Origin of the sequence: Desulfoplanes formicivorans, from assembly GCF_001748225.1 — a bacterium.
GTDB classification, from domain to species: Bacteria; Desulfobacterota; Desulfovibrionia; order Desulfovibrionales; family Desulfomicrobiaceae; genus Desulfoplanes; species Desulfoplanes formicivorans.
The window spans coordinates 132,138-144,008 of sequence record NZ_BDFE01000020.1; the positions used below are offsets into that span (position 1 = coordinate 132,138).

Consider the following 11,871-nt stretch of genomic DNA (forward strand, 5'->3'; position numbering starts at 1 on the left):
GGCGGGCTGACCAGGGGAAGCATCTATGCCCTGATAGCTCTGGGCTATACCATGGTATATGGTATCATCGAGTTGATCAACTTTGCCCACGGCGAAATCTACATGATAGGCGCGTTCACCGGACTCATTGTTGCCGGTGTTCTTTCCATGGCCGGGTTCAGTGGGTTGTCCCTTTTGCTCCTTGCCGTGCTTGTTGCCGTGATTTACGCATCCGCCTACGGCTTTACCATCGAGAAGATCGCCTACAAGCCCTTGCGCGGAGCCACCCGGCTGGCGCCGCTCATCAGTGCCATCGGCATGTCCATTTTTTTGCAGAACTACGTTCTTTTGGCCCAGACCTCAGATTTTCTGCCCTTTCCCAGCCTTATCCCCGAGTTTGCATTCATGGAGCCCTTTGCCTGGTATCTGGGCTCGTCGGATCTGGTCATCATCGTGACAACCGTTGTGGTCATGATCGGCCTGACCCTGCTCATCAAGTTCACCAAGATCGGCAAGGCCATGCGGGCCACGGCCCAGAACAAGAAAATGGCCATGCTCACCGGGGTCAATGTGGACCGGATCATCTCCACGACCTTCATCATCGGCTCGGCCCTGGCAGCCATAGGCGGTGTGCTCATTGCCACGCACATTGGTCAGATCAATTTTTATATCGGGTTCATCGCCGGGATCAAGGCGTTTACGGCCGCCGTACTGGGCGGCATCGGCAGCATTCCCGGTGCCGTTCTCGGAAGTCTGGTCCTCGGATGGACGGAAAGTTTTGCCACGGGGTATATTTCCAGCGACTACGAGGACGTGTTCGCTTTCTGTCTTTTGGTCCTGATCCTGATTTTCAGACCGGCCGGTATCCTGGGACGTTCCACGACCCAGAAAGTCTGATGCGGCCTTATCGTCTAATTCCCAAGGAAGAAGTATGTCCGGCTTGAAAAAATCTCTGCTTGTAGCCGTCTGGTTCATGTTCTTGACGTTTCCCCTCCTGGTCATCCGCGTGGATACCATTGAGAGGACCATCCAGTGGCGTTGGCACAATCTGTTTTATATCGGCCTTGGCGCCTTTGTCCTGTCCTTTGCCTGGCGGTTTCTGATCGCCCGCAAGGAAGCCGGGCAGGCTGCCGAAGCCGGAGGGCAAAGCCAGGAAGGCTGGACCCATCGCATACTGACCGAGCCCAAGATCTATCGGCCCGTTGTGGTGGCCCTGTTCGCCCTGGCCGTGGTCTTTCCCTTTCTGGGTGACACCTATCAGACCAACATCATGATTTCGGCTCTCATCTATGTGGTCCTGGGCCTTGGCCTGAACATTGTTGTTGGTCTGGCAGGACTTCTGGATCTGGGCTATGTGGCCTTTTACGCTGTAGGGGCCTATTCCTACGCATTGCTCAACTACCATTTCGGCCTGGGATTCTGGACTGTCCTGCCCATTGGTGCCTGTCTGGGCGCGCTGTTCGGCATTGTCCTCGGTTTTCCGGTCCTGCGGCTTCGCGGGGATTATCTGGCCATCGTCACCCTGGGTTTCGGGGAGATCATCCGTCTTGTTCTGGAAAACTGGAATGACTTTTCCTTTGGTCCCAGCGGGATCGCCAACATTCCCCGCCCCGGATTTTTTGACATGCATCTCTCCATGCACTCGGCCACCCTGTATATCTATTATATCATGGTGGCCATGGTCATCTTCACCATTTTCGTGGTCAACCGGCTCCAGAATTCCCGCATCGGAAGGGCCTGGCTCGCCTTGCGCGAGGACGAAATAGCGTGTCAGGCCATGGGGATTGATCGGACCAAAACCAAACTGACTGCCTTTGCCCTGGGAGCAACCTGGGCGGGCATGGTCGGGGTTGTTTTCGCGGCCAAGACGACGTTCATCAATCCGGCCAGTTTCACCTTCATGGAGTCCGCTATCATTCTGTCCGTTGTGGTCCTGGGCGGCATGGGTTCCATTGTCGGGGTCATGCTGGCCGCATTCATCCTCATCTTGCTGCCGGAATATCTGCGCGCCTTTTCCGAGTACCGGATGCTCATATTTGGTGCGTCCATGGTTCTCATGATGGTGTTCAGACCCCAGGGACTCATTGCCAATGTGCGCAAGAAATATGCGTACAAGCACTCCTGAGGGGTCATTTCTTTCAAATCCAACATGCATCCATACGTATGAGCACTCAATCCTATCCCTTACTTGATGTATCCGGTCTGACCATGGACTTTGGCGGTCTGCGTGCCCTGAACAGCGTGGATCTTACCGTGAATCCAGGCGAAATTGTTGCCCTTATCGGCCCCAATGGTGCCGGGAAAACCACGTTTTTCAACTGTATCACCGGCATCTACAACCCAACCAGAGGCGATATCCATATTTCCCGTGATGGTAAGACTCGTCGACGGATCAACGGGATGAAGCCCAACAAGGTTACCCAGCAGGGCATGGCCCGGACCTTTCAGAATATCAGGCTGTTCCCCAACATGACGGTTTTGGAAAACGTTATTGTCGGCCGGCATTGCCGGACCCGTTCCGGGATTTTGGGGGCGGTACTGCGCAATCAGCGTACCCGGCGCGAAGAGCAGGAGAGTGTTGACAGAAGTTACGAACTTCTGGAAAAGGTCGGCCTTCATCAGGTGGCCGACGAAGTGGCCAAGAACCTGCCCTATGGTGATCAGCGCCGGCTGGAGATCGCCCGGGCCATGGCCACGGACCCCTTTCTCCTGCTTCTTGACGAGCCGGCAGCCGGGATGAATCCTCAGGAAACCGCCTCTCTGGGCGAATTGGTTCTGCGCATCAGGGACAAGGAAAACATAGCTGTTCTTCTCATTGAGCACGACATGAAGGTGGTCATGAGTCTTTCGGACAGGATTTATGTTGTGGAGTACGGCCAGGGCATTGCCGCGGGAACGCCCCAAGAGGTGAGCAAGAATCCCAATGTGATCAAGGCCTATCTCGGGGAGGAACACGATGCTTAAGATTGAGCGGATCAATACCTTTTACGGCAATATCCAGGCCCTCAAGGACGTAAGCATCGAGATTGCCGAGGGAGAAATCATCACTCTTATCGGCGCCAATGGTGCGGGCAAGACCACCACCCTCATGTCCGTATCCGGTGTGGTTCCGCCCCGGTCGGGACAGATCCTTTTCAAGGGACAACCCATCCACAATCTCTCTCCCGACAGAATCGTTCCCCTGGGCATTTGCCAGGTTCCCGAGGGCAGGCTCATTTTTCCGTACATGACGGTCATGGAAAATCTGGATATGGGAGCGTATCTTCGGAAAGACAAGGATGGGGTGAAAAAGGATCTTGAGTATGTCTTTGATCTTTTTCCCATTCTTGCCCAGCGCAAGAATCAGGCTGGCGGAACGTTGAGCGGTGGCGAACAGCAGATGCTGGCCATTTCCAGGGCTCTGATGGCCCGGCCCAAACTTTTGCTGCTGGATGAACCTTCCCTGGGGCTCGCCCCCCTGATCATCAAGCAGATTTTCGAAATCATCCAGAAAATCAACACCGAAAACAATACCACGGTTTTTTTGGTGGAGCAGAATGCGAACCAGGCCCTCAAGGTTGCTCATCGGGGATATGTCATGGAAAACGGGACCATTACCCTGTCCGATTCCGCCCGGGCCCTGATGAACAACGAAGACGTGAAGCGGGCCTATCTCGGATTGTAATGTTGGCCGGCCCGTATCCCGTTCACAGACGCAAACCTCTGGTGGATTCGAATGCTTTTTCGAATCTGTAGTTCCAGAGGTTTTTCATAATATATAATCAAGCATACGGAGAAAGCCCTATGGAAAAGATAGTTGGAACGGGATTGACATTCGATGATGTTCTGTTGGTCCCCCAATATTCCGAAGTGCTCCCCGACCAGGTTGACCTGGCCACCTACCTCACCCCCTCCCTCAAATTGAACATACCGCTTGTCAGCGCGGCCATGGATACGGTCACGGAGTCACGCATGGCCATCTCCCTGGCCAGGGCCGGAGGAATCGGGATTATTCACAAGAACATGCCCATTGAGCGCCAGCGTCTGGAGGTGGAAAAGGTCAAGAAATCCGAAAGCGGGATGATCGTTGACCCCATTGTTGTCCACCCCGACGATGCCGTGGGGCGTGTACTCGAGCTCATGAGCGAGTACAGAATTTCCGGTCTGCCTGTGGTGCGGGAGGGGCAGCTGGTGGGGATCATCACCAACCGTGATGTCAGATTTGTCACCGACATGGGAACCCTGGTCAAGGAAGTCATGACCAGCGAAAATCTGGTTACCGTACCTGTGGGCATTTCCCAGGACGAGGCCAAGAGGCTGCTGCACAAGAACCGGATCGAAAAGCTGCTGGTGGTGGACGAGGACAACAAACTCAAGGGGCTTTTGACCATCAAGGATATTGAAAAGGTTCGCAAGTATCCCCATGCCTGCAAGGACCATCTCGGTCGTCTGCGGGTCGGCGCTGCCATCGGTGTCGGAAGGGATCGCGATGACCGGGCCGCTGCCCTGATAGAAGCCGGCGTCGACGTCCTGGTTCTGGATTCGGCTCATGGTCATTCCGCCAATATCCTCAAATCCGTTGAGGCCATCAAAGCCAGGTATCCGGAGTGTCAGCTTGTGGGTGGGAACGTTGCCACCAGCGATGGGGCCCAGGCCCTCATTGATGCCGGCGTGGACACGGTCAAGGTGGGCATTGGTCCCGGATCCATCTGCACCACACGCATGGTTGCTGGTGTGGGTGTTCCCCAGGTCACGGCCATCATGGATGCGGTGCGCGTCTGCCACCAACAGGGGAAATGCGTTATTGCGGATGGCGGGGTCAAATTTTCCGGAGACTTGGTCAAGGCCATGGCTGCGGGTGCTGATTCCGTTATGATGGGCAGCCTGTTTGCCGGAACCGATGAAAGCCCGGGTGAAGCCATCCTGTATCAGGGCCGCCGGTACAAAATCTATCGGGGCATGGGTTCCATTGATGCCATGCGCGACGGCAGCAGTGACCGGTATTTTCAGGACAAGAAGGATACCCACAAGTTGGTGCCGGAAGGCATTGTGGGCCGGGTCCCGTACAAGGGATCGGTGATCGACAATATCGAACAGATGATTGGCGGTCTCAGGTCGGGCATGGGCTATCTCGGCTGTCCCTGCATCAAAGATCTGCAGACCAAATCGCAGTTTGTACGTATTTCGCCGGCAGGTCTGCGTGAGAGCCATGTGCACGACGTGATCATCACCAAGGAGGCTCCCAACTACAGGGTTGAATCCTACTGAGTGAAAAAGCAGGCAGGAGAGGATACCAGGACCATTGCGTCTGGCGTACGCTGGTGAGCGCAATGGTCCTGATCATGGCATGAACACGCATAGAGGCGGCTTGGGCCGCCAGTATAGGACAACGTAGGTATGGAACGACAAGATTCCGTCATCATTCTCGATTTTGGTTCCCAGTACACCCAGCTCATTGCGCGCAGGGTGCGTGAAGCCGGGGTGTATTCGGAAATCCACCCCTGTACCCTGGAACTGGACAAGATTCGGGAGCTTGATCCCCAGGCGATCATCCTTTCGGGTGGACCGGCATCAGTGACTGATTCCGAATCGCCGAGCATAGATCCGGAGATTTTTACCTGGGGCATTCCCGTTCTGGGCATTTGTTACGGCATGCAGCTTACGGCCAAACTTCTGGGCGGGGAAATCGCTCCGGCCAGGGACAGGGAGTACGGCCGCTCTGAAATCGAGTTCTGCGGCAACACTGCCCTGTGGAAGGATCTCAATGCCGGCAAGAAACTCAATGTGTGGATGTCCCACGGCGACAAGGTGCTCACCCCGCCTCCCGGATTTTCGGTAGTGGGAAAGACCGAAACCGTGGAAGTTGCGGCCATGGCCGATGAAAACCGGCGTATCTATTGTCTGCAATTCCATCCCGAGGTCATGCATACCGAACAGGGCGAGGCCATTCTGGGCAATTTTCTCTTTCACATTGCCGGGCTCACTGCTGGCTGGTCCATGTCCTCGTTTGTGGATAGCGTCATTCCGGCATTGCGTGAGCAGATTGGTGACGCCCAGGTGGTGTGCGGGTTGAGCGGGGGAATTGATTCCACGGTTGTTGCGGCGTTGCTGCATCAGGCCATTGGCAAGCGTCTGCACTGCATCTTCGTGGACAACGGACTGCTCAGAAAGAACGAGGCCCAGGAAGTGATCGGGTTCCTGCGCGAGCATTTCGATCTCAACCTGATCCATGTGCAGGCGCAGGATCTTTTCCTGAACCGTTTGCAGGGAGTCAGCGATCCCGAGGAAAAACGCAAAATCATCGGCCATACCTTTATCGAGGTTTTTGACAAAGAGGCCAAGGCCATTCCCGGGGTCTCCTTTCTGGCCCAGGGGACCCTGTATCCCGATGTCATTGAGAGCGAATCCTTCAAGGGCCCTTCGGCCGTGATCAAGAGCCATCACAATGTGGGCGGACTGCCCGAAAAGATGAACCTTGCCCTGGTTGAACCCCTGCGGGAACTTTTCAAGGACGAGGTCAGAAAGGTGGCCCAGCAGCTCGGCATGCCCGATTCCATTGTCTGGCGTCATCCCTTTCCCGGGCCCGGTCTGGCCATCAGGATCATTGGTGAGATCACCAAGGAGCGGCTGGATGTGCTCAAGGAAGCGGATGCCATTGTCACCTCGGAGCTCAAGGCCACCAATTGGTACTACAAGGTCTGGCAGGGTTTTGCCGTGTTGCTGCCCCTGAAGACGGTTGGTGTCATGGGTGACGAGCGGACCTACGAGAGCGTGATCGCCCTACGCATCGTGGACAGTGTGGACGCCATGACCGCAGACTGGTCCAGGATTCCCTCCGAAGTGCTGGCCAGGATTTCCAACCGGATCATCAATGAGGTCAAGGGTGTCAATCGTGTGGTCTTGGATATTTCTTCCAAGCCACCGAGCACCATCGAATGGGAGTAGAAAATCCGTCCGGAAAGACTGGTTTTTTGGTCGGTATTTTTGTACACGTCAAAACCGCAGGATGTGGAGCATGCACCAATACCGGCGCAAGCGCACGGCCTGCGGTTTTGACGTCTTGTTGGCGGGAATCGTCCCCCATGGACGCATCTTCCAGAACATCCACTTCAGCAACGGTTGAATCATGTTTGGAATAGGTACTACTGAAGTTCTCATTATTCTGGTCGTGGCCCTCATTGTCATCGGCCCCAACAAACTTCCCGATGTGGCCAGGACCCTTGGCAAGGCTCTGGGAGAATTCAAGCGCATGAGCTCCGATGTCAAACGGACCATCGACCTGGAGGCTGAACGGGCCGAAGAGGCTGCCAAAACCCGGGAGGCGGAAAAAGAACTCTATGACAAGCAAAAGAGTGCGTCTTCGAAAGCACCTGCAGCTCAGGTCGAGGTGGTGGACGAGGGTAAAGGTTCCAACGACCGGACCAAGGAAACCGCAGGCAGCGGTGTGACCGGCAAGGAGGCCTGATCCGTCATGGCTGAAGATCAAACGACCACTGCGTCATCGCCTTCCGATTCTTCTGCCGGAAAGAGCGATGAAATGACCTTTACGGGTCACCTGGACGAACTCCGGCAGCGTCTGATCCGGTGCATCATTGCCTCGGTCATCGGTTTTCTGGGCTGTTATGCCTTTGCCGAGCGCTTGTTCAACCTTCTCATGGCTCCTCTTATCGAGGTGCTGCCTCCCAAAAGTACCCTCATCTTCACCTCCCTGCCCGAGGCCTTTTTCACCTATCTGAAAGTTGCCTTTGTGGCCGGTCTGTTTGCCGTCAGCCCCTATATCTTCTATCAGATATGGAAATTTGTGGCCCCGGGGCTTTATGATTCGGAGCGGCGTTACTTCATCCCCATGGCCATTTTTTCCGCCCTGTTTTTTGTCAGCGGGGCCCTGTTTGGATACTTTGTGGTTTTTCCCTTTGGATTCAAGTTCTTCATGGGCTTTGCAACGGATTTCATCCGTCCCATGCCCACCATCCGGGAATATCTCGGTTTTTCTCTGAAACTGCTCATTGCCTTTGGGGTCATTTTTGAACTGCCCCTGTTCATTTTTTTCCTGGCCCGTCTTGGCATGGTCACGGCCCCGGGCCTGAGGAAAAAACGCAAATACGCTGTTTTGTGTTCCTTTGTTGTTTCCGCCATCCTCACGCCACCGGACGTGGTTTCCCAGACCCTCATGGCCGGACCCCTGGTCATCTTGTATGAATTGGGCATTTGGGTGGCGCATTTTTTCGGCAAGAAAAAGAAACAACCCCCAACCGATGAGAGCGACCTCAATGATGATGTTGCTGTTCAAAAGTAGACACCTGTTGCTGGAATCACCCTTGGCTTGACAAAGGAAATCATCTTATGCGCACACGACATGCCCACCTGGAGCGGGTTACCAACGAGACTCGTATTGAAATCGATTGCACCCTTGACGGGACCGGCAAGACGTCCATCCGAACCGGGTACGGGTTTGCCGACCACATGCTCGCCCTGATGGGGTTTTGGGCCGGATTCGACCTGGAGGTCCATTGCAAGGGGGATTATCATATTGATGCCCACCACAGTGTGGAGGATATTGGCCTTGCCTTGGGGGAGGCCTTTTGCGCGGCCCTGGAAGACAAGTCCGGCATTGCCCGGGTGGGCTGGGCCAAGGTGCCCATGGACGAGGCCCTGAGCGAAGTGATCGTGGATATTTCCGGTCGACCCTATCTCGTGTACGAGGAACGCGATCTGCCGCCGCTTATTGCCGGTCAGGAAAAGGATCTCTGGCGTGAGTTTTTCAAGTCCTTTGCCATGAAGGCGGGCATCAATCTGCATATTCACATTTTGTACGGGATGAATGGCCATCACATGCTCGAATCCGCATTCAAGGGGCTGGGGCTTGCCCTGCGGCAGGGTCTGGTCCGGACCGGAGATGCGGTGTTCAGTACCAAGGGGGTTTTGGACTCATGAAGAATGTGGCACAAGTCGTTGGCGTTCTGATGGTTGTTGCCCTGGTGGCGTCATGCGCTCCCAAGGCCAGTGTCACGCCGGTTCCGGGCAATGTTCGCCTGGCTGTTGCCGGGGTTTTCCAGCCTGCCCACGGGTGGGAGCTCATGGCGGGTCATCTGCCCGAAGACATGACTGCCTTGCCTCCTGAGGCCCTTGGATTCATGGATTCGGAATTGGCTGCCCAACTGGCTGGCCGCAAGCATGCAGCTCCCTTTATTGCTCCGGGAGTTGTCAGGCAGTGTCAGGAAATCCTCTGGGGGCAGCAACGTCGGTCCCGGCCGTCGGCCTTTTCCTTCTGGATGGAGGTGGCCAAATGCGTGCCGGCAGATTACATCCTGGTGCCCTATCTTTTTCAGTGGCAGGAAAGGCAGGGAAATGACTGGAGCGTCAACCAGCCTGCAGGGGTTGTTTTTGATCTCTATCTGATCGATGTGAAAAATGAATCCGTCCGACGGGCCCATTATGAAGAGGTGCAGCATTCCCTGAGCGAGAATCTGCTTGATGCAGGAACATTCTACAAGCGCAAGGGCAAATGGGTTACTGCCGAACAGATGGCCAGGGAAGGTCTGGCAACATGTCTTGAGGAGCTCGGATTATGATCTTGTTCCCTGCAGTGGATATCAAGGATGGCCAATGCGTGCGCCTCAAACAGGGGGTCGAGGATCAGGTCACTGTGTTTGCCTCAAGCCCGGCGGCCATGGCCGAACAATGGGCCGGCATGGGGGCCGAGTGGCTACACGTCATTGATCTGGATGGGGCCTTTAGCGGACGTCCCAAGAATTTCGATCTCATCCGAGACATGTGCTCCCGCATCAACATCCCCGTGCAGCTGGGTGGCGGGATACGCGATCTGGAGGTGGCCGGTGCCTATCTGGATGCCGGGGTCACCCGACTGATTATCGGGACCATGGCCCTTGAAGATCCGGACCTGTTCGAACGGTTGTGCCATGCCTTTCCCGGTCAGATAGGCGTTTCCCTGGATGCCCGGGATGGTGTACTTAAAACACGGGGCTGGGTGGAGGATGCCGGAGTGCGCGTGGAGGATGTTGTTCCCAGCCTGGAGCGTTCCGGTGCCAGTTTTTTCATCTACACGGATATCGCCCGGGACGGGATGCAGTCCGGAGTGAACATCAAGGCCATGGAAGAACTGGTGGATCTGGCCTCGGTTCCCGTGCTTGCTGCTGGTGGCATTTCCACCCTCAGGGACGTTCAGGAGTTGTATCCCCTTGCCCAACGCGGTTTGCAGGGAGTCATCACCGGCAAGGCCATTTATGCAGGAACCCTGGATGTTCGTGTGACCCTGGCCTGGCTGACTGCCCAGAGACAGGCCAACGATCCCTCGTGACCCGATGCCAGGATTCTCTTGTCGTTACTTCGGCAGGGGCAACGTTGGGTCCATACGAACGATCGGATCGCCCAAGGAGGTTGCGTGCAAGAAAGCTCTCCCCTCATACGATTTTTGAAGGTCAACACCTTTGCTTCGACCCAGAAGTTCAAACCCTTCGAGTTGAAGATGGAGGCCCACGGACTTCCGGATATCGTCATCAATGTGACCAAGTACTATTATAACCAGGTTCTTCACGGTTCCCTGGGCAAATTGGATGAATCGGATATCGAGCCGGTTTCCCGGGAAGACATCCCCACCTATGATCAGGCGCTCGAATGCGTCGACATCGGTGAACACGCCCTGGGCAAACTGGCCATCATCAAACTCAATGGCGGGTCCGGGACCTCCATGGGCCTGGAGAAGGCCAAGAGTTTGCTGCCGGTTCGCGGGGATCGGACCTTTCTGGATATTATTGTCCGTCAGGTCCTCAGGTTGCGGGAACGAACGGGTACGGAAATCCCCCTGGTGTTCATGAACAGTTTCAGAACCCATCTGGACACCATGCTGGCCATTGAGGGGTTTGACAACGGATCCACCCGGGTTCCCCTGGCCTTTATCCAGCACAAGTCCCCCAAAGTCATGCAGGAAGATCTTTCCCCGGCCCAGTGGCCCCAGAACCCCGAACTGGAATGGAATCCGCCGGGCCATGGAGACATCTACACCTCCATGGTTACTTCGGGAACCCTGCAAAAGCTCCTGGAGGCCGGATTCGAATACGCATTCATTGCCAATTCGGACAACCTCGGTGCGGTGGTGGACCCGGCTATTTTCGGGTTCATGGTCAAGAATGATCTGCCTTTTCTCATGGAAGTGGCCGACAGAATGCCTTCGGATAAAAAAGGCGGGCATCTGTGTCGGCTCCGGGAAAACGGCCGTCTGGCCCTGCGCGAGATTGCCCAATGTCCGGAAAAAAGCCTTAATGCGTTTCAGGATGTGAATAAGTATTGTTTCTTCAACACCAATTCCATCTGGATCAATCTGAAAGTCCTGGAAAAGGTGTTTGTCTATCACGGCATGATGCCTCTGGATCTCATCGTCAACAGCAAGCATCTTGATCCCAGAGACGAGGATTCTCCCTGGGTTTTTCAGCTTGAAACCGCCATGGGTTCGGCCATTTCCTCGTTTCGTCATGCCCAAGTTCTCCAGGTCCCACGGACGCGGTTTGCCCCGGTCAAGACCTGCAACGATATGCTTAATGTCATGTCAGACAATTTCGTGCTTTCAAAGGATGAAACCGTGGTTCCCAATCCCAAGCGAACCCTGGGGCCCATTCTCATTGATCTGGACAAGCGGTATTTCATGAGGGTGGATGATTTTCTGGCCCGGTTTCCCCATGGAGCCCCTTCCCTGCTTGCATGCACATCCCTTACCGTGGAAGGAGATATTGTTTTTGCCAAGGACATTGTGCTTAAGGGTGACGTGGTCATCAGAAACCTGACCGAGAATCAGATCGTGGTCTACCAGGAAGAACTTGAGGACAAGCATTTCAACCTCTGTTTCCAGTCCAGGTACGTGACTACCTTCTGATACCTGCTGGTTGGCACTCCTCAAAC

The 11,871-nt window shown here is 55.2% G+C and carries 12 protein-coding genes; all 12 read left to right on the forward strand.

The features are described 5' to 3' along the window. Positions 1-876, forward strand: an 876-nt coding sequence (locus DPF_RS12115; protein ID WP_069859940.1) for an ABC transporter permease subunit, incomplete at its 5' end; no start/stop codon positions are given. 34 nt (positions 877-910) lie between these two features. Then, positions 911-2,104 carry an ABC transporter permease subunit gene (locus DPF_RS12120; protein ID WP_069859941.1) on the forward strand — a complete coding sequence of 398 codons (1,194 nt, stop codon included), beginning with the start codon at positions 911-913 and terminating at the stop codon, positions 2,102-2,104. 38 nt (positions 2,105-2,142) lie between these two features. Beyond that, positions 2,143-2,943: an ABC transporter ATP-binding protein gene (locus tag DPF_RS12125; protein WP_069859942.1), complete on the forward strand. Its 801-nt coding sequence runs from the start codon at positions 2,143-2,145 to the stop codon at positions 2,941-2,943. Further along, positions 2,936-3,643, forward strand: coding sequence for an ABC transporter ATP-binding protein (locus DPF_RS12130; RefSeq protein WP_069859943.1), 708 nt, complete (start codon positions 2,936-2,938; stop codon positions 3,641-3,643). The genes DPF_RS12125 and DPF_RS12130 overlap by 8 nt, the downstream gene beginning before the upstream one ends. 119 nt (positions 3,644-3,762) lie before the next feature. After that, positions 3,763-5,226 (forward strand): IMP dehydrogenase, encoded by a 1,464-nt coding sequence (gene guaB, locus DPF_RS12135; protein WP_069859944.1) that lies wholly within the window; start codon positions 3,763-3,765, stop codon positions 5,224-5,226. 129 nt (positions 5,227-5,355) lie between these two features. After that, positions 5,356-6,903, forward strand: a complete 1,548-nt coding sequence (gene guaA / locus DPF_RS12140) for a glutamine-hydrolyzing GMP synthase (RefSeq protein WP_069859945.1) — start codon at positions 5,356-5,358, stop codon at positions 6,901-6,903. Positions 6,904-7,084: 181 nt separating this feature from the next. After that, positions 7,085-7,423 carry a Sec-independent protein translocase protein TatB gene (gene tatB / locus DPF_RS12145; RefSeq protein ID WP_069859946.1) on the forward strand — a complete coding sequence of 113 codons (339 nt, stop codon included), beginning with the start codon at positions 7,085-7,087 and terminating at the stop codon, positions 7,421-7,423. A gap of 72 nt (positions 7,424-7,495) precedes the next feature. Then, on the forward strand, positions 7,496-8,254 hold the full coding sequence (gene tatC / locus DPF_RS12150) for a twin-arginine translocase subunit TatC (RefSeq protein ID WP_069860158.1): 759 nt from the start codon (positions 7,496-7,498) through the stop codon (positions 8,252-8,254). Between the two features lie 47 nt (positions 8,255-8,301). Beyond that, positions 8,302-8,892 (forward strand): imidazoleglycerol-phosphate dehydratase HisB, encoded by a 591-nt coding sequence (hisB, locus tag DPF_RS12155; protein ID WP_069859947.1) that lies wholly within the window; start codon positions 8,302-8,304, stop codon positions 8,890-8,892. Next, the gene (locus DPF_RS12160; RefSeq protein ID WP_069859948.1) at positions 8,889-9,530 is read left to right on the forward strand and encodes a hypothetical protein; all 642 of its coding nucleotides are present in this window, start codon (positions 8,889-8,891) and stop codon (positions 9,528-9,530) included. Before hisB ends, DPF_RS12160 begins: the two co-directional genes overlap by 4 nt. Then, positions 9,527-10,276 (forward strand): 1-(5-phosphoribosyl)-5-[(5-phosphoribosylamino)methylideneamino]imidazole-4-carboxamide isomerase, encoded by a 750-nt coding sequence (hisA, locus tag DPF_RS12165; RefSeq protein WP_069859949.1) that lies wholly within the window; start codon positions 9,527-9,529, stop codon positions 10,274-10,276. Before DPF_RS12160 ends, hisA begins: the two co-directional genes overlap by 4 nt. An 84-nt stretch (positions 10,277-10,360) precedes the next feature. Beyond that, positions 10,361-11,845 (forward strand): UTP--glucose-1-phosphate uridylyltransferase, encoded by a 1,485-nt coding sequence (locus DPF_RS12170; protein WP_069859950.1) that lies wholly within the window; start codon positions 10,361-10,363, stop codon positions 11,843-11,845. Positions 11,846-11,871: the final 26 nt, after the last annotated feature.

Bases quoted from the DNA above. Each gene is read 5' to 3' on its own strand.
- DPF_RS12120 (WP_069859941.1), top strand. From the start codon at position 911: ATGTCCGGCTTGAAAAAATCTCTGCTTGTAGCCGTCTGGTTCATGTTC.
- DPF_RS12125 (WP_069859942.1), top strand. From the start codon at position 2,143: ATGAGCACTCAATCCTATCCCTTACTTGATGTATCCGGTCTGACCATG.
- DPF_RS12130 (WP_069859943.1), top strand. From the start codon at position 2,936: ATGCTTAAGATTGAGCGGATCAATACCTTTTACGGCAATATCCAGGCC.
- guaB (WP_069859944.1), top strand. From the start codon at position 3,763: ATGGAAAAGATAGTTGGAACGGGATTGACATTCGATGATGTTCTGTTG.
- guaA (WP_069859945.1), top strand. From the start codon at position 5,356: ATGGAACGACAAGATTCCGTCATCATTCTCGATTTTGGTTCCCAGTAC.
- tatB (WP_069859946.1), top strand. From the start codon at position 7,085: ATGTTTGGAATAGGTACTACTGAAGTTCTCATTATTCTGGTCGTGGCC.
- tatC (WP_069860158.1), top strand. From the start codon at position 7,496: ATGACCTTTACGGGTCACCTGGACGAACTCCGGCAGCGTCTGATCCGG.
- hisB (WP_069859947.1), top strand. From the start codon at position 8,302: ATGCGCACACGACATGCCCACCTGGAGCGGGTTACCAACGAGACTCGT.
- DPF_RS12160 (WP_069859948.1), top strand. From the start codon at position 8,889: ATGAAGAATGTGGCACAAGTCGTTGGCGTTCTGATGGTTGTTGCCCTG.
- hisA (WP_069859949.1), top strand. From the start codon at position 9,527: ATGATCTTGTTCCCTGCAGTGGATATCAAGGATGGCCAATGCGTGCGC.